General features: G+C 61.0%; 23 protein-coding genes. 13 read left to right on the top strand and 10 right to left on the bottom strand.

All coding sequences use genetic code 11. The annotated features are described in order from the left end of the window. Window position 1 precedes the first annotated feature (1 nt). Both KW848_RS17605 and KW848_RS17600 read right to left on the bottom strand, forming a co-directional pair. A complete protein-coding gene (locus tag KW848_RS17605; protein ID WP_218537591.1) occupies window positions 2–712 on the bottom strand; it encodes an ABC transporter ATP-binding protein in 711 nt (236 codons plus the stop codon). Between the two features lie 214 nt (window positions 713–926). Continuing rightward, window positions 927–1,493, bottom strand: a complete 567-nt coding sequence (locus KW848_RS17600) for a DUF2796 domain-containing protein (protein WP_218537590.1) — start codon at window positions 1,491–1,493, stop codon at window positions 927–929. Between the two features lie 135 nt (window positions 1,494–1,628). Here KW848_RS17600 and KW848_RS17595 point away from each other — a divergent pair, with 135 nt between their 5' ends. Further along, a complete protein-coding gene (locus tag KW848_RS17595) occupies window positions 1,629–1,976 on the top strand; it encodes a hypothetical protein (protein ID WP_218537589.1) in 348 nt (115 codons plus the stop codon). Between the two features lie 84 nt (window positions 1,977–2,060). Here KW848_RS17595 and trxA read toward each other — a convergent pair whose 3' ends face one another. From trxA to KW848_RS17580, 3 genes are all read right to left on the bottom strand, one after another. Next, window positions 2,061–2,933, bottom strand: coding sequence for a thioredoxin (gene trxA, locus KW848_RS17590; RefSeq protein ID WP_218537588.1), 873 nt, complete (start codon window positions 2,931–2,933; stop codon window positions 2,061–2,063). A 174-nt stretch (window positions 2,934–3,107) separates the two neighbouring features. Further along, entirely contained in the window at window positions 3,108–3,764 is a 657-nt protein-coding gene (locus KW848_RS17585; RefSeq protein WP_192410786.1) for a methyltransferase, read from the bottom strand. Next, on the bottom strand, window positions 3,761–4,225 hold the full coding sequence (locus KW848_RS17580) for a hypothetical protein (RefSeq protein WP_111451242.1): 465 nt from the start codon (window positions 4,223–4,225) through the stop codon (window positions 3,761–3,763). The genes KW848_RS17585 and KW848_RS17580 overlap by 4 nt, the downstream gene beginning before the upstream one ends. 128 nt (window positions 4,226–4,353) lie before the next feature. On the opposite strand from KW848_RS17580, the gene nrdR reads away from it, so the two are divergent. From nrdR to KW848_RS17520, 12 genes are all read left to right on the top strand, one after another. Then, window positions 4,354–4,818, top strand: a complete 465-nt coding sequence (nrdR, locus tag KW848_RS17575) for a transcriptional regulator NrdR (protein ID WP_003228656.1) — start codon at window positions 4,354–4,356, stop codon at window positions 4,816–4,818. Beyond that, window positions 4,815–5,948 carry a bifunctional diaminohydroxyphosphoribosylaminopyrimidine deaminase/5-amino-6-(5-phosphoribosylamino)uracil reductase RibD gene (gene ribD / locus KW848_RS17570; RefSeq protein WP_218537587.1) on the top strand — a complete coding sequence of 378 codons (1,134 nt, stop codon included), beginning with the start codon at window positions 4,815–4,817 and terminating at the stop codon, window positions 5,946–5,948. Before nrdR ends, ribD begins: the two co-directional genes overlap by 4 nt. Before the next feature lie 46 nt (window positions 5,949–5,994). Continuing rightward, window positions 5,995–6,660 (top strand): riboflavin synthase, encoded by a 666-nt coding sequence (locus KW848_RS17565; RefSeq protein ID WP_218537586.1) that lies wholly within the window; start codon window positions 5,995–5,997, stop codon window positions 6,658–6,660. 30 nt (window positions 6,661–6,690) lie between these two features. After that, window positions 6,691–7,782: a bifunctional 3,4-dihydroxy-2-butanone-4-phosphate synthase/GTP cyclohydrolase II gene (gene ribBA / locus KW848_RS17560; RefSeq protein ID WP_008153526.1), complete on the top strand. Its 1,092-nt coding sequence runs from the start codon at window positions 6,691–6,693 to the stop codon at window positions 7,780–7,782. 235 nt (window positions 7,783–8,017) lie between these two features. Beyond that, window positions 8,018–8,494, top strand: coding sequence for a 6,7-dimethyl-8-ribityllumazine synthase (gene ribE, locus KW848_RS17555; protein WP_074871273.1), 477 nt, complete (start codon window positions 8,018–8,020; stop codon window positions 8,492–8,494). Beyond that, window positions 8,491–8,991: a transcription antitermination factor NusB gene (gene nusB, locus KW848_RS17550; protein WP_008153530.1), complete on the top strand. Its 501-nt coding sequence runs from the start codon at window positions 8,491–8,493 to the stop codon at window positions 8,989–8,991. The genes ribE and nusB overlap by 4 nt, the downstream gene beginning before the upstream one ends. A gap of 18 nt (window positions 8,992–9,009) precedes the next feature. Next, window positions 9,010–9,975, top strand: coding sequence for a thiamine-phosphate kinase (gene thiL, locus KW848_RS17545; protein ID WP_192410790.1), 966 nt, complete (start codon window positions 9,010–9,012; stop codon window positions 9,973–9,975). Beyond that, a complete protein-coding gene (locus KW848_RS17540; RefSeq protein WP_008153532.1) occupies window positions 9,972–10,475 on the top strand; it encodes a phosphatidylglycerophosphatase A in 504 nt (167 codons plus the stop codon). Before thiL ends, KW848_RS17540 begins: the two co-directional genes overlap by 4 nt. Before the next feature lie 22 nt (window positions 10,476–10,497). Further along, window positions 10,498–11,235 carry an ABC transporter substrate-binding protein gene (locus tag KW848_RS17535; RefSeq protein WP_218537585.1) on the top strand — a complete coding sequence of 246 codons (738 nt, stop codon included), beginning with the start codon at window positions 10,498–10,500 and terminating at the stop codon, window positions 11,233–11,235. Between the two features lie 252 nt (window positions 11,236–11,487). Then, window positions 11,488–12,105, top strand: coding sequence for a GTP cyclohydrolase II (ribA, locus tag KW848_RS17530; RefSeq protein WP_111451202.1), 618 nt, complete (start codon window positions 11,488–11,490; stop codon window positions 12,103–12,105). Continuing rightward, the gene (locus KW848_RS17525; protein WP_218537584.1) at window positions 12,102–12,521 is read left to right on the top strand and encodes an MFS transporter; all 420 of its coding nucleotides are present in this window, start codon (window positions 12,102–12,104) and stop codon (window positions 12,519–12,521) included. Before ribA ends, KW848_RS17525 begins: the two co-directional genes overlap by 4 nt. Continuing rightward, window positions 12,521–13,321, top strand: coding sequence for a cobalamin-binding protein (locus KW848_RS17520; protein WP_218537583.1), 801 nt, complete (start codon window positions 12,521–12,523; stop codon window positions 13,319–13,321). Before KW848_RS17525 ends, KW848_RS17520 begins: the two co-directional genes overlap by 1 nt. 155 nt (window positions 13,322–13,476) lie before the next feature. On the opposite strand, the gene KW848_RS17515 is transcribed toward KW848_RS17520, so the two are convergent. The 5 genes from KW848_RS17515 to KW848_RS17495 all read right to left on the bottom strand — a co-directional run bounded on the left by KW848_RS17515 (window position 13,477) and on the right by KW848_RS17495 (window position 20,054). Then, window positions 13,477–15,360, bottom strand: a complete 1,884-nt coding sequence (locus KW848_RS17515; RefSeq protein ID WP_218537582.1) for a TonB-dependent receptor domain-containing protein — start codon at window positions 15,358–15,360, stop codon at window positions 13,477–13,479. Between the two features lie 153 nt (window positions 15,361–15,513). Continuing rightward, the gene (dxs, locus tag KW848_RS17510) at window positions 15,514–17,412 is read right to left on the bottom strand and encodes a 1-deoxy-D-xylulose-5-phosphate synthase (protein ID WP_218537581.1); all 1,899 of its coding nucleotides are present in this window, start codon (window positions 17,410–17,412) and stop codon (window positions 15,514–15,516) included. 91 nt (window positions 17,413–17,503) lie between these two features. Next, window positions 17,504–18,406 (bottom strand): (2E,6E)-farnesyl diphosphate synthase, encoded by a 903-nt coding sequence (ispA, locus tag KW848_RS17505; protein ID WP_218537580.1) that lies wholly within the window; start codon window positions 18,404–18,406, stop codon window positions 17,504–17,506. Further along, window positions 18,403–18,645 carry an exodeoxyribonuclease VII small subunit gene (locus KW848_RS17500; protein WP_007894317.1) on the bottom strand — a complete coding sequence of 81 codons (243 nt, stop codon included), beginning with the start codon at window positions 18,643–18,645 and terminating at the stop codon, window positions 18,403–18,405. The genes ispA and KW848_RS17500 overlap by 4 nt, the downstream gene beginning before the upstream one ends. Before the next feature lie 263 nt (window positions 18,646–18,908). Further along, complete coding sequence (locus KW848_RS17495; RefSeq protein WP_218537579.1) at window positions 18,909–20,054, bottom strand: Fic family protein; 1,146 nt, start codon at window positions 20,052–20,054, stop codon at window positions 18,909–18,911. Between the last annotated feature and the right edge of the window lie 87 nt (window positions 20,055–20,141).

The raw sequence follows: 20,141 nt of genomic DNA, 5'->3' as shown, positions 1-20,141 counted from the left end.
CTCAGACCTCGGACGGGGTGGCGGCGCGATTGAGATCGGCCAGCGACAGGTGGCGATCGAACAGCGGTGCCAGGCTTTGGTCATGGCTGACGAACAGCAGGCTTGACCCGGCTTCGCGGCATTCGGCGAACAGCAAGCGAATGAAATTCTCGCGAGCGTCGTAGTCCAGGGCCGAAGTCGGTTCGTCGGCGATCACCAATTCAGGCTGACCGATCAACGCGCGTGCAGCGGCCACCCGTTGCTGCTGGCCGATGGACAGCGAATCGGCGCGACGGCTTAGGATGCTCTCGTCCTTCAGACCCAAGTGGGCGAGGAGGGTGGCCGCCGCCTGATCGACGCTGCCGTGACGCTGGATCGCCCGTTCGGCGCGCAGTTTGGAAAAGTGGCAGGGCAACTCAACGTTCTCGCGCACCGAAAGAAACGGCAGCAAGTTGAACTGCTGGAAGATGTAGCCGGTGTGATTGACCCGGAAGCGGTCACGAGCGCCGGCTGAGAGTTTTCTCAGCTCCTGGCCCAGCAATCGGATGCTGCCGCGATTGGGCTTCTGCACACCGCCGAGCAGCCCGAGCAGGGTGGTCTTGCCGCTGCCGCTGGGGCCTTTGAGGAACAGGGTTTCGCCGGGTTCCAGGCGAAACGCCGGGATATCCAGCAGCGGCGGATGACCGGGCCAACTGAAGCCCAGGTCGGACAGTTCGATGAGTGCTTGGGTCATAGCGCCGATTTCATGGGTTTTGGGGGACTTGTCTCAATATCACATCCAACACCAACCCCTGTGGGAGTGAGCTTTGTGGCGAGGGGATTTAGCGAAACGTCGCACCGCCCCGTTGGGTCGCGAAGCGGCCCTAAAAAATGGGACTGCTGCGCAGTCCAACGGGGATAAATCCCCTCGCCACAAAGCTCGCTCCCACATTGGTTCTACGGTGAATTTAGAATTTCAGGGCGGCAGCCTTGGATGTCACTTCTACGCCTTGCTGGCCGCTCGGGCTGATCAGTTGTACCTGAATCTTCTGGGTCGCCGGGAAGGTGTTGAAGATGTTGCCCAGATCCAGGGTTTTCAGCGCACCCGGTGCCGAGCAGCTGAATTGATAATGAGCGTGGATTTCGCTGTGGTCGTGGTGATGTTCGCCCTTGGCCTCTTCGTCGGCATCTGGCTTGTCGCCGAACAGCGGACTTTCCAGTTCCTGAGTCGCAACCACGCAACCAGCGGCTTTCGGCAGGTTGAACAGCACCAGCGGTTTCTCCAGCTGCGCACGAACCACGGCGACTTTGGCTTTGTCGGCGTCGGTGGTGGCGGCGTGTTCGAAACCCACCAGATTCATCGCCGGGCTTTCCAGTTCCAGCTCCAGGGTCTGTCCGTCCAGCGCTGCGTTCAGGCGACCGACACCATGTTCGTGGGCGCCGAGGCTGCCGTGTTCATGATCATGTTCATCGCCAGCGTGGGCGACGGCCAGCGGCAACAGGGCAAACGGCAGAGCGAGAAGCAGACGGCGCATGGCGGGTCTCCGAAAAGTAAAATGAAGAATTTGTTATGTAATCTTATAACGTAAGTGCCGAGAGTTTGACCGCCTGCTTGGCGTTGCACAAGTCCCATGGGAGCATGCAAGCCAGAAATGTGCAGGAGCAGACTTATGTTGCGAATACGCGGAAGCATCGGCGACTGGCCGGTGGATTTGACGCTGGAGATGGATGACAGCGATTGGGCACGGCTCGGTGCGCAGTTGCAGGTGGTGAAACCGGAGGCCGGTGCAGCGCCGGCAAAACCGGTCAATCAGGATGATGCGCTGTGGCAGATCGCCAAGGATTTGCTGCGCAAGGCCGGGCAATTGAGCGGGCCGGATTTGCTGGATCAGTTGGAAGGTTTGACCGGTAGCGCGGCGTCGGGCAAACGCTTGCTGGTGCGTTTGCGTCATTGCGCTGATGTGAAAGTGACGAGCGGCGGCGATACGCCGCTCTACAGCTGGCAAGAGCCAGCGTAGGAGCACAGCTTGCTGCGGGCGGCGATCCGACGATGGCGTACCTGAGATCGCCATCGCCGGCAAGCCGTGCTCCTACGGAACGGGTTAATACAACGCAGCAAACAACTTGCGACGGTACGTGGTCACCAGCGGGTGATCGTTGCCCAGCAGTTCGAACACCTGCAGCAAGGTCTTGTGCGGCAGGCCTTCGCTGTAGCTGCGATTGCGCACGAACAGCTTGAGCAACCCATCCAGCGCCGCGTCGTACTGCTGACGGGCCAGTTGCTGGATCGCCAGCTGATAAACCGCTTCATCGTCCTGCGGATTTTTTGCCAGACGCGCTTTCAGGTCTGCCGCATCCGGCAAATCCTTGGCCTGGCCGAGGAACTGGATCTGCGCCTTGGCGCCGGCCAGCGCGGCCTTGTGTTCATCGGTCTTGACCGCGTCGAGCACGATTTGCGCTTCGCCCAGCTCACCACGTTCGGTGAGGCAGCGAGCGTAGAGAATCAGCGCCTTGGCATTGGTGTTGTCTTCGCCCAACAGCACTTTGAGGATGGCTTCGGCATCGGCAAAGCGGTTGTCATCGAACAGCGCCTGAGCTTGCTCAAACGGATCGGCAGCCGTCGGCGGTGGCATTTGCACGTGAGGTTCAAGCATCGCGCGCACGGCGGATTCCGGCTGTGCACCGGCAAAACCATCCACCGGCTGACCGTCCTTGAACAGCACCACCGTCGGCAGACTGCGAATGCCGAAGCGCGAAACGATGTCCGGCTCGACGTCGCAGTTGACCTTGGCCAGCAGCAACTCGCCCTGATAGCTCTCGGCGATGGTTTGCAGCATCGGCATCAACGCCTTGCACGGCGCACACCATTCGGCCCAGAAGTCCACCAGCACCGGTTTGTGGAAAGAGTTCTCGATCACCGACTGCTCGAAATCGGCAGTCGTGGCGTCGAAGATGTACGGCGTTTCCTGACTCATGGGGGATCTCGTAAAAGCGTGAATGGGGCAACTATACGACTTGGCGGGGGTGGCCGGAAGCCAGAGTGCCGATCGTTCCCACGCTCTGCGTGGGAATGCCTCAATGGACGCTCTGCGTCCGCTTTGGGACGCGGAGCGTCCCGGGCTGCATTCCCACGCGGAGCGTGGGAATGATCAGGCTCGGGTGGCGTGGTAGAGACTCACATGCCGAAACTCTTCGGGCTCGGCCAGATCGGGCAGGGTCATCGCTTCCAGCATCTCGATGCGTTCATACAACGGGTGGCGAAAATCCCTCACGCGCGAATCCGCCACCAGGGCTTGCTGCCCGCGACTGAGGAATTCATCGAGCAACGGCAGATTTGCCCGGTCGTACAGCACATCGGCCACCAGAATCAGATCAAAGCGATCCGCTTCGGTGAAAAAATCCGTCGAGTAATCAAGGTGTACGTCATTGAGTTCGGCATTCGCCCGACACGCGGCAATCGCCAGCGGGTCCAGGTCACAAGCCACTACTTCCAGCGCTCCGGCCTTCACCGCCGCAATCCCCGCCACCCCGGAACCGGCACCGAAATCCAGCACCCGTTTGCCCTCGACCCAGTGCGGGTTCTGGGCGAGATAACGGGCGACCGCTAGCCCACTGGCCCAGCAAAAACTCCAATAAGGCGGCTCATGGAGAATTCGCCGGGTTTCTTCCGGGCTGAACGCGCGGTCCATGTTGTCGCCGTCGATCAGCCAAAGCTTCAGATCGGTGTCCGGCAATTCACAGGCAACCAGCTGTGCGTCACCGAGCAGTTCACCTAGCGCCTGTTGCAGGTTGAGCGGTGCAATCATGGGGCTTTGACGAATTGCAGCTGACCCAGTACTTGCGTCGTTGGCTGCGTGATGATCTGCGGCGGCAGGTGCAAAATTAGCTGGCCGGACTGGCTGGCGCGGCCGCGCAGTTCAACGCGGGCACCGACCGGAAAGGATTCCGGATTGAATCGCAGATGAAACGGCAGAACCTGATTGGTGCCGATCAGGCTGGAGCTGGCCAACAATTGTTGCGGGCGGCCCTTGTCATCGATCACCAGCAACGCCAGTTCGACTTCGGCGTCGGCCGGCACGCCTTGCAGGGTGCCGCTCAATTCACGCTGATACGCGGGCAATGGGCCGAGGTTGGCCGATTCCCTGGCTTTCTTCTGCGCGGCCTGTGGCGCGGGGCCTGGCGTCGGCGGCTGGGGCTTGGGCGCATCGCTGCTGCAGGCCACCAGCAGGCTGAAAAGACTGAGCAAAACGAGCGGTCTTAGGGACATTTTCGGCTCCAGCAAGGTGAAATCCATGGATCTAGCTCTATAGCCCGTCTGTATACCGCAAACCCTATGGCTTGTCTTGCCACGGGGATGCGCTACCATGGCCCTCCCTTTTTTTGTTGCCTGCCACCATGCACTGTCCCTTCTGCGGTGCCAACGACACCAAGGTCATCGACTCGCGTCTGGTCGCCGAGGGCGAACAGGTACGCCGCCGGCGTGAATGCCTGGCCTGCGGCGAGCGTTTCACGACGTTCGAGACGGCCGAACTGGTGTTGCCGCGCCTGATCAAAACCGACGGCAGCCGCCAGCCGTTCGACGAAGAAAAACTCCGCGCCGGCATGCAGCGTGCGCTGGAGAAGCGCCCGGTGAGTGTCGAGCGCCTGGAATCGTCGTTGGTGCACATCAAACACAAACTGCGCGCCACCGGTGAGCGAGAGGTTAAATCCCTTGTCGTCGGTGAACTGGTGATGGCCGAGCTGCAAAAGCTCGACGAAGTCGCCTACATTCGTTTCGCCTCCGTGTATCGGCGCTTCCAGGACCTCAACGAGTTCCGCGAAGAGATCGATCGCCTGGCCAGAGAGCCGGTGAAAGAATGACCCCCACTTCCGAACAAGCCATCCTCGACGCCCATTACATGGCCCGCGCGCTGGAACTGGCGCGTAAAGGTCATTACACGACCCACCCCAACCCTCGGGTGGGCTGCGTGATCGTGCGTGACGGGCAAATTGTCGGCGAAGGCTGGCACGTGCGCACCGGCGAACCCCACGCCGAAGTCCACGCCCTGCGTGCCGCCGGTGATAAGGCTCGAGGCGCCACCGCTTACGTGACCCTCGAACCTTGCAGCCACCATGGACGGACGCCGCCTTGTGCCGATGCGCTGGTACATGCCGGTGTGGCTCGGGTCGTCGCGGCGATGCAAGATCCGAACCCGTCGGTTGCCGGTCGTGGCATGCAGCGCCTGGCCCAGGCTGGCATCGCTACCGAAAGCGGCGTGCTGGAAGGCGACGCGCGCAAGCTCAATGAAGGTTTCCTCAAGCGCATGGAACACGGCTTGCCGTTCGTGCGGGTCAAGTTGGCCATGAGCCTCGACGGTCGCACGGCGATGGAAAGCGGCGAAAGCCAATGGATCACCGGCCCTGCGGCGCGTTCGGCGGTACAACGCCTGCGCGCTCAGGCCAGCGTGGTGCTGACCGGCGCCGACACGGTGCTGGCGGACAATGCCCGTCTCACCGTGCGTGCCGATGAACTAGGCCTGGATCCTGAGCAAACGGCCCTGGCCATGAGCCGTCTGCCGCTGCGTGTGTTGATCGACGGCCGTCTGCGAGTGCCGTTGGATGCCCCGTTCTTCAAGGCTGGCCCGGCGCTGGTCGCCACGTGCATGGCGATCGAAGAGCAATATGCCAATGGTCCGGAATGCCTGATCGTTGCGGGCGAGGATGGTTTGGTCGACCTGCGTAAACTGCTGGTCGAACTGGCCAATCGCGGAGTCAACGAAGTGTTGGTCGAAGCGGGGCCGCGTCTGGCCGGGGCTTTCGCTCAGCAAGGGCTGGTGGACGAGTTTCAGATTTTCATCGCTGGCAAGTTTTTAGGTTCGTCTGCGCGTCCGTTGCTGGATTGGCCGCTCGCGCAAATGAAGGATGCGCCTGAACTCAAAATCACCGAAATCCGCGCGGTTGGCGATGACTGGCGAGTCATCGCCATTCCTTCGCCAGCGGCGAGCGTATAATTCCGGGCCTGCGCCACGCGACGGCCCTGTTCTCGAGGAGGACTCCATGTTTACCGGCATCATCGAATCCATCGGCAGTATTCGTGCATTGACCCCAAAAGGCGGAGATGTGCGGGTATACGTAGAAACCGGCAAGCTCGACCTGAGCGACGTCAAACTGGGCGACAGCATCGCGGTCAACGGCGTATGCCTGACCGCGGTTGAATTGCCAGGCAACGGCTTTGCGGCGGACGTCAGTCGCGAAACCCTCGACTGCACCGCCATGAATGATCTGAAAAGCGGCAGCCCGGTGAACCTGGAAAAAGCCCTGACTCCGACCACTCGCCTCGGCGGGCATCTGGTCAGCGGCCATGTCGATGGCGTGGGCGAAGTGGTTGCCCGTACCGAAAATGCTCGCGCTGTGGAGTTTCGCATCCGCGCGCCCAAAGAGCTGGCCAAGTACATCGCCCATAAAGGCTCGATCACCGTCGACGGCACCAGCCTGACCGTGAACGCGGTCGATGGCGCCGAGTTCATGCTGACCATCATTCCGCACACCCTGAGCGAAACCATCATGGCGTCTTACCAGCCAGGTCGCCGGGTGAATCTTGAAGTTGACTTGCTTGCCCGTTATCTGGAACGCCTGTTGTTGGGCGACAAGGCCGCAGAGCCAGCAAAGTCCGGGAACATTACTGAAAGCTTTCTGGCCGAGAACGGCTACCTCAATTCCTGAAACTCAATTTTGAAAGAAGGGGGGTGCCTTGTGGCGCTCAATAGCATCGAAGAACTGGTTGAAGACATCCGCCAAGGCAAGATGGTCATCCTCATGGATGACGAAGACCGCGAGAACGAAGGCGACCTGATCATGGCCGCCGAGTGCTGCCAGCCTGAACACATCAACTTCATGGCCAAGCACGCCCGTGGCCTGATTTGCATGCCGATGAGCCGCGAGCGCTGCGAACTGCTGAAACTGCCCTTGATGGCGCCACGCAACGGTTCCGGCTTCGGCACCAAGTTCACCGTGTCCATCGAAGCAGCCACCGGCGTGACCACCGGCATCTCTGCTGCTGACCGTGCGCGCACCGTGCAAGCGGCCGCCGCGAAAGAAGCCAAGGCTGAAGACATCGTCAGCCCCGGCCACATCTTCCCGCTGATGGCCCAGGCCGGCGGCACCCTCGCTCGCGCCGGCCACACCGAAGCGGCGTGCGACCTGGCGCGCATGGCCGGTTTCGAGCCGAGCGGCGTGATCTGCGAAGTGATGAACGACGACGGCACTATGTCCCGCCGCGCGGAACTGGAAGCGTTTGCTGCCGAACACAACATCAAGATCGGCACCATCGCCGACCTGATTCACTACCGGATGATCCACGAACGTACCGTTCAGCGGATTGCCGAGCAGCCGCTGGACAGCGAACTGGGCCAATTCAACCTGGTGACCTATCGTGATTCCGTGGAAGGCGACGTACACATGGCCCTGACCCTGGGCACTGTGTGCGCGGAAGAACCGACCCTGGTTCGGGTGCACAACATGGACCCGCTGCGCGACCTGTTGATGGTCAAGCAGCCTGGCCGCTGGAGCCTGCGCGCCGCGATGGCCGCGGTTGCCGAGGCTGGCAGTGGCGTGGTGCTGTTGCTCGGTCACCCGCTCGATGGCGATGTGTTACTGGCGCATATCCGCGAAACCGCGGAGCACGTTCCGGCGAAAAAACCGACCACCTACAGCATCGTGGGTGCCGGTTCGCAGATCCTTCGGGACCTGGGCGTACGCAAAATGCGCCTGATGAGTGCGCCGATGAAATTTAATGCGATATCCGGTTTCGATCTGGAAGTTGTAGAATACGTGCCCTCCGAATAATGACCCGGAGATTCGTATTGCTGGTGTTCACCCATTGTGGGGAGGGGATTTATCCTCCGTTGGACTGTGTAGCAGTCCAAAAATAGGGGCCGCTACGCAGCCCAACGGGGATAAATCCCCTCGCCACTGGGGTGTAGTCGAGCAGCAATGCGGTTTTTTCCGGCCGTGTATTCGTGGCTAATATCACTGAGGGACGCGTACGAGACGCGTCCCGGCTCTTTAAGAGATCTAACGAATGACCCTGAAGACCATCGAAGGTACCTTCATCGCCCCTAAAGGCCGCTACGCTTTGGTAGTAGGCCGTTTCAACAGCTTCGTCGTTGAAAGTCTGGTCAGCGGTGCAGTTGATGCCCTGGTTCGCCACGGCGTGAGCGAAAGCGACATCACCATCATCCGCGCACCTGGCGCCTTCGAAATTCCGCTGGTTGCGCAGAAAGTCGCTCAGAAGGGCGAATACGCGGCAATCATCGCCCTGGGCGCGGTCATTCGTGGCGGTACTCCGCATTTCGAATACGTGGCTGGCGAATGCACCAAAGGCCTGTCCCAGGTGTCCATGGAGTTCGGCGTTCCAGTTGCATTTGGCGTGCTGACCGTTGATTCCATCGAGCAAGCCATCGAGCGTTCCGGCACCAAGGCCGGTAACAAAGGTGCTGAAGCTGCCCTGTCCGCTCTGGAAATGGTCAGCCTGCTGGCGCAGTTGGAGGCCAAGTGATTAGCGACGAAAGCGATCGTTTCAACCCGCGCGATCCAAAGCCTGCGGATGCCGGCAAGCCATCGAAAAGCGTCAAGCGTCGCGAAGCCCGTCAGCTTGCGACTCAGGCGCTGTACCAATGGCACATGGCCAAGCAATCTTTGAACGAGATCGAAGCGCAGTTTCGGGTCGATAACGATTTCAGCGATGTCGATGCCGCTTACTTTCACGACATCCTGCATGGCGTTCCGGCCCACAAGCCTGAGATCGACGCTGCACTGACGCCGTGCCTGGACATCACCATCGAAGAGCTGGACCCGGTTGAACTGGCCGTCCTGCGCCTGTCGACCTGGGAACTGCTCAAGCGCGTCGACGTGCCATACCGCGTTGTGATCAACGAAGGTATCGAGCTGGCGAAAGTCTTCGGTTCCACCGACGGCCACAAGTTCGTCAACGGTGTACTCGACAAGCTGGCCCCGCGTCTGCGTGAAGCTGAAGTGAAGGCGTTCAAGCGCTAACCTGCGCTTGGAGATGCCATGGGCGAGTTTGAGCTGATCCGCAATTTCTTCGCCGCCGCGCCTTGTGCGCAGGGCGGCGAAGGCGTTGCCCTCGGGATCGGCGATGACTGCGCCTTGCTGGCTGTTCCCCCCGGGGAGCAGTTGGCCATTTCTACCGACACACTGGTTGCCGGTGTGCATTTCGCAGATCCTTGCGACCCGTTTCTGCTCGGTCAGCGCTCGCTGGCTGTGGCCGTCAGCGATCTGGCTGCCATGGGCGCCACTCCCGTTGCCTTTACCCTTGCCCTGACCTTGCCGACGGTGACCGCCGATTGGCTGGACGCCTACGCCCGTGGTTTGAACATCATGGCGCAGCGCTGCGGTGTGGCGCTGGTGGGCGGTGATACCACCCGTGGGCCGTTGAGCCTGACCATGACGGTGTTCGGTCGTGTGCCGGCGGGTCTGGCGTTGACCCGCAGTGGTGCGCAGCCAGGCGACTTGCTGTGCGTTGGCGGTGAGCTTGGTAACGCGGCGGGGGCATTGCCGCTGGTGCTCGGTCAGCGTACGGCTGAAGCCACCATCGCCGATCCGCTGCTGGCACATTACTGGTCGCCGCAGCCGCAACTCGCGTTGGGTCAGGCGCTACGCGGCAAAGCCACCTCGGCGCTGGACATCTCCGACGGGCTGCTCGCGGACTGCGGACATATTGCCCTGGCATCGAAGGTCGGCATTCAGATTGAACGGCACACGCTGCCATTGTCGAACGCTTTGGTCGCCTTCCTCGGTCAATCAGGTGCAGAAGTCGCGGCCCTGAGCGGTGGTGATGATTACGTGCTGGCCTTTACCTTGCCCCCTGTCGAGTTACCGAAACTGGTGGCCGATGGCTGGCCGATCCATGTGGTCGGCCGTGTTGTGACGGGGCAGGGTGTAGTGCTGCTGGACGCCGACGGACAAGACATCACCCCGCAGAACCGGGGCTATCAACATTTTCGGGAGACACCGTGACAGATCATCCCAAACAGGTCCCGGCGGAATTCGTACCGCCGTCGGTCTGGCGCAATCCGTGGCACTTCCTGGCGTTCGGCTTTGGCTCGGGCACCTTGCCAAAAGCACCGGGCACCTGGGGGTCGTTAGTTGCGCTACCCTTTATTCCGTTGTGGCAGATGCTGCCCGATTGGGGTTACTGGCTGATGCTCGGCATCACCATGCTGTTTGGCTTCTGGCTGTGCGGCAAGGTCGCCGACGATTTGCGGGTGCATGACCACGAAGGCATCGTCTGGGACGAAATGGTCGGGATGTGGATCACCCTGTGGCTGGTGCCGGAAGGTTGGTACTGGTTGCTGGCGGGGTTTTTGATGTTTCGCTTCTTCGACATCCTCAAGCCGTGGCCGATTCGCTGGATCGACCGGCATGTGCATGGCGGCGTCGGGATCATGCTCGATGATGTATTGGCCGGGGTGTTTGCGTGGCTGGGGATGCAGGGGTTGGTTTGGTTTTTCGCCTGAGTGGCGAAACAGAGGACTAGGGATGGCTCGGCGCTGGTTGGTGGCGATGGTTTTTGTGGTGTTCAGTTCGCTCGTTCAGGCGGACGATGCAGTGACGACGCCGTCGGTGATTCATCTGGCCAGCGAAGACTGGGAAGACTACACCGCCGCCGATGGCCACGGTCTGGGCTGGGATGTATTGCGCGAAGTCTTCGAGCCGGCGGGGGTCAAGCTGGACATCCGCAGCGAACCTTACGTGCGCTCCATGGGCCTGGCCCAGCGCGGTGAAGTGGATGCCTGTGTCGGCTCCTATCTTGATGAGTCCAGCGATCTGCTCTATCCGCACTGGAACTTCGATACCGATCACATTTATGCCCTGGGGCTGGCCAGCAACCCCGCGCCGACCCCGGAAACCCTGGGCAACTATCGACTGGCCTGGGTCCGCGGCTACGACTATCAGGATTACCTGCCCAACGTACGCCGCTATAACGAAGTACTGCGGCGTACCGGGATTTTGTCGATGTTGACCCGCAACCGCGCCGACTTTTACATCGACGCGCTGACCGAAGTCGACTATGTCCTCAAGCGGGCCAAGGATCCGACGCAGTTCCGTCGCACTCACATTGCGGAATTGCCGTTGTATCTGTGCTTTGCCAAGACCCCCAAGGCCCGGACACTGATGGCGCTGTTCGACCAACGCATGGAGCAACTGGTGAAAAGCGGCCAGTTGAAACCGATCTTCGAGCGCTGGAAACAACCCTATCCGTTCGACTCGAACTAAGCGCGAACCCTGCAGCGCTTGATTAACCCTGTGGGAGCGAGCCTGCTCGCGATGACGGTGTATCAGTCGACATCAATGGTGAAAGACAGACCGCAATCGCGAGCAGGCTTACTCCCGCAGGGGGGCTGTGATGGCTTGAGATCTAACTTTTTGATTGTTATGCCCCATAATTCAGCCTAAGCGTCTGTCGGAACGTGCTGTTACAATGCCGCGTCTGCGAATCTCCAGTACTTATTGATCAGGAGCACACCGGTGCCTGTCGTTTTTGTCGCCGCTTCCAAGCTGCCAACGCCTTTTGCGCAATTCACCATGCACGGCTTTCTCGATGAAGAAAACGGGCGCGAGCACGTTGTGCTGAGCCTGGGTGAGTTTGCCGATGGTGCCCCGGTACTCGGCCGGTTGCATTCTGAATGCCTGACCGGCGATGCCTTGTTCAGCCAGCGTTGCGACTGCGGCTCGCAACTCGAGGCCGCCTTGCAGGCCATCGCCCGTGAGGGCCGTGGCGTATTGCTGTACTTGCGTCAGGAAGGTCGCGGCATTGGCCTGCTGAACAAGATCCGCGCCTATGAATTGCAGGATGGCGGCGCCGATACTGTTGAAGCCAACGAACAGTTGGGTTTTGCCGCCGATCAGCGCGACTACGCCATGTGCCTGCCGATGCTGGAGCACCTGGGCGTGAAATCCCTGCGTCTGATGACCAACAACCCACGCAAGGTCAAAGCCTTGACCGACATGGGCATCGTGGTCGCCGAGCGCGTGCCGCTGCACACCGGCCATAACCCGCACAACAAACTCTACCTGGCCACCAAGGCCAGCAAGCTCGACCACATGATGGGCAACGAGCACCAGGGTGAGGCTGACCGGGCGTGACCCGCGGTCAGGTCAGGCGGCGACTGTCCGTCAATTGGTGGCAATACCTGGCGCTGGCCTTGGTGCCGCTGTTCGTGATCAATGGTGTATTTGGCCAGAGCGAGGCGATCCTGCCGGTGCTGGCGATGCCGTTTTTCATCGCCGGTGTGGCGTCGATGTTTGTCAGCCTGAAATTCTTTGGCGGCTACAAACACGCGCTGATCGCCACTCAAAAAGCCCTCGATACCCCAGAAGAACCTGCTGCCTGGATCGCCTTGGCTGCCAAGCGTCGCACGGCGTTCCTGGCTGCCGGCCTGCCGGCCTGGATCGGCGCGCTGGCGGTGTTCGTCGGCCTCGAAGCCGTGCCGTTGATGCTGCTGGCGCTGTCGACCCTGGTGCTGTTTTACCTCTACCGTATTCCGCGTCAACTCGGCTGATGCGGCCCGTCTGGCTGGCGGTTTTGCTGCTGGCCGTCAGTGGACCGGCGGCTGCGGTCGAACGCGTTGTCAGCCTCGCGCCATCGCTCTCTGAAATCGTTGTTGAGCTGGGTTCAGCCGACCTGCTGGTGGGTGTGCTGGATGCCGGTGAGCGTCCTGCCGAGCTCAAACACCTGCCTTCGGTTGGCCGCTATGGTCAGCTGGACATGGAGCAGTTGCTCAGCCTCCAGCCCGATCTGCTGTTGCTCTGGCCCGGCAGCGTTGGCCCGGCCCAGCGTGAGCAACTCAAGCGGTTAAACATCCCGACCTACGTTGCTGAACCTCACAACCTCGAACAACTCACTGCGCAGATTGAGGCCATTGCCTCACAACTCGGCCGTCCGGAACGTGGTGTTTCATTGGCCGAGAAGTTGCGTCAGCGGCTGGATTCGTTGCGCCAGCGTTATCGTCGAGAGCTGCCATTGCGGGTGTTTTATCAGGTCTGGGATCGGCCGCTGTACACCGTTGGCGGCGGGCAGATCATCAGCGATGCGCTTGAAGTGTGCGGGGCTCGTAACGTCTTTGCCGACCTGACCCTGCCGGCGCCGCAGGTCAGTATTGAAGCGGTTTTGCAGCGCAATCCCGAGGTGATTCTGGCCAGTGATCAGGCGCAACTCGATGCGTGGAAAGCCTGGCCGCAGGTGGCAGCGGTGGTGCAGGGGCAATTGCTGTTGGTAGCGGATAAGGGGCTGGAGCGGCCGAGCGGGCAGATGATCGATGCGACGGCCAAGTTGTGCCAGGTGATTGCGCCCGACCGGTGACCTGTGGCGAGGGGATTTACGTGGCGAGGGGATTTATCCCCGTTGGGCTGCGAAGCGGCCGCCAATGGCTGCAGTCACACCGCATCCACAGGTTTACGACTGCTTCGCAGCCGAACGGGGATAAATCCCCTCGCCACAGGTGACTGCGCCAGTCTTTAGAATTCCGGTGTCCAGGTCACCCCAAACATCCACGCCCGACCTTCCTCGCGGTACCCATACTGACTGTCGTCATGGCTGTACAGCGCCCGGCTGTAACCCTTGTCCAGCAAGTTATCGACCTTCAGCTCAAGCTTGATCTCCCGATTCAACTCCCAACTGCTGCGCAACCCCAGCAACGCGTACCCGCCCAACGGCTGCTGATTGTTCTCATCGTCATAGCTGCTGCTCACAGCCTGCCAGCTGGCGCCGAGCCCTAGCCGGTCGAACTGCCGATCCAGATCCAGGCTCATGGTCCGCCGCGCGCGCCGAGCCAGGGTGTGGCCGCTGTCGCGATCCCGCGGGTCGATGATCGCCACGCCGAGGTTGCTCTGCCAGCCGAACAGTTCCTGTTTCAACGCCGCTTCGAAACCGTTGATGCGTGCCTGCGCGACGTTCTGCGGCTGGTTGTTACTGCCGAAAATAATCGCGTCTTCCAGGTCCGTACGGTAAAGCGAGGCTTCCAGGCGAGCGGTGTCGGTCAATTGACTGCGCCATTGCAGCTCATAGCTTTTCGAGGTTTCGGGTTTCAGGTCCGCATTACTGAAGTCGGGGTAATACAGATCGTTGAACGTCGGCGCGCGGAAGCCTTCGCTGTAGGTCAGCAGCACATCGTTGTCCGGATTCAGCGGCAAGGTGAAGGTGCCGCTCCAGCTGTTCTGGCCGCCGAACTGCTGGTTCTGATCGCGGCGCAGGCCCAGTTCGGTGGAGAAGCTATCCGCCTGGTAATGATGCTGAATGAACGCGGCACGGTTCCAGCGGCTGTCCTCGTCGAATGGCGTGCTGCTGTTGACCCGGTCCTCGTACCAGTCGCCGCCGAGGATCAGGCTGTTGCGCGCGTCGAGGGTCAGGTCGTTCTGCCAGTTCACCGAATCACGGTAAGTGTTGAACACGCTTTGTTCGTCACTGAGCTTGTCCAAAGTCTTCTCGCGGTTTTCGCTGTGGCCGAACTCGACGCGGGTTTTCCACAGGTCATTGATCCGTGCATCGACGTAACTGCTGACGCTGCTCACCGCGAAGTCGCTGTAGGGCTGTTGCTGGACTGACTCGAACGTGTCCATGTCGAAGCGGCCGAACGGATTGTCGAACTCACTTTTGCCACGGTTATCCAACAGGTTGGCGCCGATTTCGATGTCATCGGTGAGGGCGTGACTCAGGCTCAGACTCATCGATTGGTTGCGGTACTCGTCGTGATCGCCATCGCTGGGATACGACTCGCGGGTGCGATTGATGCCGGCGGTTTCATCGAGGCTGGCGCCGAGGTTGAATCGGGTCTGCTCGTCGCCGCCGGACAGCCCGAGGCTGCGTTCCCAGGTCTGGTGGCTGCCAAAGCCCACGTGCATTCGCGGTTGCAGGCCTTGCTCGCCGCCGCGACGAGTGAAGATCTGGATCACTCCGCCAATCGCATCGCTGCCATATATCACCGAGCGGGAGCCGCGCAACACTTCCACGCGCTCGACCTGTTCAATGTTGATGTGTTGCAGGTTGCTGTCGCCCGAGGTGGCGTTGCCGATGCGCTGGCCGTCGACCAGCACCAGGCTTTGGGCCGACTTGGTGCCGCGAATGTAAATCCCCGGCAGACTGCCGCGCCCGCCGGTTTGCCCGACTTGCACACCCGGCACACGACGCAGCAAGTCAGTCACGCTGCTCGGTTGCAGACGATCAATGTCTTCGCGGGTGAACACGGTGTTGGCGGCGCTGCTGTCATTGCGCGCTTCGACCTGACGGTTGGCGCTGATCAGCACGTCGGGAAGTTTCAGGGCCTGATCGCGTTCGAAGGTGTCGGCCAGCAGTTGGCCGGCCGGCAGAAGGGTCAGCGTCAGGGCGAGGCGGGAGAGTTTCATCGGGCAATCCGTTGGCACTTTAAAGCGAACACAAATCAAATGTGGGAGCGGGCTTGCTCGCGAATGCGGTGGGTCAGTCAACATTGATATCGACTGATCCACCGCATTCGCGAGCAAGCCCGCTCCCACAGGGTTTTGCGTGTAGCTAGAGAATTAGAGGTTCAGCAGTTGCAGGCGCTCACGCACCGACGCTTCGATCCCGGCCTCATCCAGCCCGCATTCGGCCAGCATTTGCGCAGGCTTGGCGTGCTCGACGTAACTGTCCGGCAAGCCCAGGTGCAGCATCGACTTGAGGATGTTTTCGCGGGCGAGAAACTCGCTGACGGCGCCACCGGCACCGCCCATGATCGCGTTCTCTTCGATGGTCACCAGCAATTCATGGCTACCAGCGATGTCGCGCACCAGTGCTTCATCGAGCGGTTTGACGAAACGCATGTCGACCACGGTGGCATCCAGCGTCTCGGCGACTTTCAGCGCCTCGGCCAGTTGCACGCCGAACACCAGCAGGGCGACTTTGCTGCCCTGGCGACGAACCACACCCTTGCCGATTTCGATCGGCTCGAGGTTTTTCTCGATCGTCGCGTTCGGGCCAGAACCGCGCGGATAACGCACCGCCGCCGGGCCGTTGAACAGGTGGCCAGTGGTGAGCATTTTGCGCAGTTCGTTTTCGTCGCTAGGGGTCATCACCAGCATGCCGGGGATGCAGCGCAGGAACGACAGGTCGAAGCTGCCCGCGTGAGTCGGGCCGTCTTCGCCCACCAGACCCGCGCGGTCGATGGCGAACAGTACGTCGAGGTTTTGCACCGCGACGTCATGAATCAATTGGTCATAGCCACGTTGCAGGAACGTCGAATAAATCGCCACCACCGGTTTCGCGCCTTCGCAAGCCATGCCGGCAGCGAGGGTCACAGCGTGTTGTTCGGCAATCGCCACATCGAAGTAGCGCAGCGGGAAACGCTCGCTGAAGGCCACCAGATCGGAGCCTTCCTTCATCGCGGGAGTGATGCCCACCAAACGCGGATCAGACGCGGCCATGTCGCATAGCCATTCACCGAATACGCCGGAATACTTCGGTCCGCCCGCTTTCTTCGGCGCGGCGGCCGGAGCGTCCAGCGGTTCGAGTTTGGTGATCGCGTGGTAACCGATCGGGTCGACTTCCGCCGGAGCGAAGCCTTTGCCTTTCTTGGTGACGACGTGCAGGAACTGCGGGCCTTTCAGATCGCGCATGTTGCGCAGGGTGGCGATCAGGGTCGGCAGGTCGTGGCCATCGATCGGGCCGATGTAGTTCCAGCCCAGCTCTTCAAACAGCGTGCCGGGAACCAGCATGCCTTTGGCGTATTCTTCGGTGCGACGGGCGATTTCCCAGGCGCCGGGCAGGCGCGACAGGACCTTTTTGCTGCCTTCACGCATGCTCGCGTAAGTGCGGCTGGAAAGGATTTTCGCCAGATAGTTCGACAGCCCGCCGACGTTGCGCGAGATCGACATGTCGTTGTCGTTGAGGATCACCAGCATGTTGGCGTTCACTTCCGGCGCATGGTTTAGTGCCTCGAAGGCCATGCCGGCAGTCAATGCGCCATCGCCGATCACGGCAATCGCCTTGCGATCACTGTTTTGCAGGCGGGCGGCTATGGCCATGCCCAGCGCTGCGCTGATCGAGGTGCTGGAGTGGCCGACGCCAAAGGTGTCGTACTCGCTCTCGGAACGACGCGGGAAGGCCGCGACGCCGTCCTTCTGACGCAGGGTGCCCATGCGCTCGCGACGGCCGGTGAGGATTTTGTGCGGATAGGCCTGATGACCCACGTCCCACACCAGCCGGTCGTCCGGGGTGTCGAAGACGTAATGCAGCGCGATAGTCAGCTCGATGACGCCCAGGCCAGCACCGAAATGCCCGCCGGTCTGACCGACCGTGTAGAGCAATTCCAGGCGCAACTCATTAGCCAGGGTTTCCAGCTCGGCCTCGCCTAACCGGCGCAGGCCGTCCGGCGTGTTGGCACGGTCGAGCAGGGGCGTGGTCGGGCGCTTGCGGGGAATCTCATGAAACGTCGTGGGCATCAGGCGAATCGTTATAGGTATAAAAGATGCGGCAGTTTACCTGATGCATCGCCCCCTGCCCACGCGTTGGTTTTTTTTGGCAGATACGCCGTCAGCTGCGGCGATTGACGATGTACCGGGCCAGATCGCGCAAAGGCTCGGCCGCCGCGTCAAACGGTCGCAGCGCGTGCAGGGCCTGATCGCGCAGTTCCAGGGCGTAAGCCTTGGCGGCGTCGAGGCCGAGCAGAGCCGGATAAGTCGGCTTGTCGCGAGCAATGTCGGCGCCTTGGCGCTTGCCGAGGGTTTCGGTATCGCTTTCGACGTCGAGAATGTCGTCCTGCACCTGGAACGCCAGGCCGATGGCCTGTGCATAAGTCTGCAAAGACTTCAGTTCGTCCTTCTCCGCGCGGCCACTGGCCAGGGCGCCGAGTTTGACGCTGACCTCGATCAGCGCGCCGGTCTTGTGCCGGTGCATGTATTCGAGGGCTTGTTGATCGAGCTTCAGACCGACCGAACCAAGGTCGATGGCTTGACCGCCGACCATACCGGCCGGGCCTGCGGCCAATGCCAGAGCACTGACCATTTGCAGGCGGAGGTGATCGGAGATGAGAGCAGCGTCAGAGTTGCTCAGGCGTGGATCGAGCAGGGCGCTGAAGGCCAGGCTCTGCAAGCCGTCACCGGCCAGAATCGCGCAGGCTTCATCGAATTTTTTGTGAGTGGTCGGCTGGCCACGACGCAGATCGTCGTCGTCCATGGCCGGCAAATCGTCATGCACCAGGGAATAAGCGTGAATCAGCTCCACCGCGCACGCTGCGCCGTTGGCGTGCTCAGCCTGGCCGCCCAGCGCTTCGCAGGCGGCGTAGGCCAGCAGCGGGCGGACCCGTTTGCCGCCATTCATCACGCTGTAGCGCATGGCTTCGTACAGACGCGCGAGCTCAGGGCTTGGCGCGCTGAACAGGGTTTCCAGTGCTGCGTTGACGCGGGCCTGGCTGGTCGCCGAATACGCTGCAATCATTCTGGCTGATCCGCGTCGAAGGGTTCCTCGGCCAGCTCGCCATCACGCTCGAGCAGCACTTGAACCTTTTGCTCGGCCTGGGCCAGCGCCGCCTGGCAATCGCGGGTCAGACCGATGCCTTGCTCGAAAGCCGTCAGCGAGTCTTCCAGCGACAATTCGCCGTTCTCCAGACGCTCTACCAGCGTTTGCAGGTCGGCGAGAGATTGTTCGAAATCCAGTGCAGCTTTTTTGCGGGCCATGGCGGCTATTTCCGGTTGACGTTAAACCGGCGCGACACTAGCAGACATGGGGGTTATGGGCAAATGAGCGGGGGACTCAACCGCTGTATTTCCCCAGTAAACCAACCCTGTGGCGAGGGGATTTAGCGGAACGCCGCATCGCCCCGTTCGGCTGCGAAGCAGTCGTCAATCCGGACAACTCGGTCTGTTTGGCCGGACGCTGGGGGCCGCTTCGCGACCCAACGGGGATAAATCCCCTCGCCACAGTTGTGTGTTGCAGCAGGTTACTGTGTTGAATCATCGGGATAGCTGATTTGATAGCGGGTACTGCGCCCACCACCGGGCAGACGTATGAGGCATCCTTTCTCCAACAAATCGGTCAGATGACGGGTTGCGGTAGCTTTGGATACCTTCGCCACGGCCTGATACTGCGCCGCACTGATGCACTCCGAGAAACCTCGCTCCCCACCATCGAGCAAGCGGTTCAGCACCTTGGTTTGCTCGGTTGAAAGCTCTGATTCCCGGTGCGCCTGCCAGAAACGCGCCTTACCCAGCACGCTTTCGATCCGCGCCATGGCCTGTTGCAAGCTGCGCAGCAGGGTTTGCAGAAACCATTCCAGCCACTCGGTGATATCCAGCGTGGCTTTCTGGCAGGCTTCGAGCACTCGATAATAGCCGGACCGGTCTTCGAGAATACTCGCGGACATGGCATAGAAACGGATGGCTTGGTCTTCACCCTGAGCCAATGCCAGATCGGTGATCGTTCGCGTCAGGCGACCGTTGCCATCGTCGAAAGGGTGCAGTGTGACAAACCAGAAGTGCGCGATGCCGGCCCGCAGCAATGGATCAAGTCCCGCCTGATTTCGGCTGGCGGTAAACCAGGTGAGGAAGGTGTCGAGCTGTCGCTCAAGGCCCTGACGAGGCGGGGCTTCGAAGTGAACGGTTGGTCTGTCGAGGCGGCCGGACACCACTTGCATCGGATCATCGCCGCGTAGCGCACCGACACGGATCGGCCGGGCGGCGAGATCGGTCTCTTGTTCGGGAAACAGCCATTCGTGCCAATCCAGTAATCGCTCCAGCGTCAGCGGTTCAGCGAAATGCTGAGTGGCGTCGAGCATCAACTGCGCCAGCCCTTCACTGCGCTGGCTGACATTATTGCCATCGACCAGCTCCAGGCCCAGCCGTCGCGCCAAAGAGGAGCGAACCGAGCCGACATTGAGCTGCTCACCCTCAATGGCGGATGAGGTCACGATGTTCTGCAACAGTGCATCCAGTTCGCTCTGAGCGCTCAGCGAACTGCCCACTGAACTCGCCATGCCCATCAATCGCCCTTGGGCTTGGACACACTCGCGCAAAAACGGCCCCAACCGCTCTGCTTGCCAGTTGAAATTGGGCCAGTCGGGCTGCTGCCAGATCCAGTGAGGTGCCATGAACTCGGTACTCTTGGAGTGGGTGAGCCGAATAGAAATGTTATTCGGCTCATATAGTGAGCCGAATATGACGCCTATTCGGCTCAC

This window comes from Pseudomonas sp. PDM25, assembly GCF_019219045.1.
GTDB lineage: Bacteria > Pseudomonadota > Gammaproteobacteria > Pseudomonadales > Pseudomonadaceae > Aquipseudomonas.
This window is presented reverse-complemented; position numbering and strand designations above follow the sequence as displayed.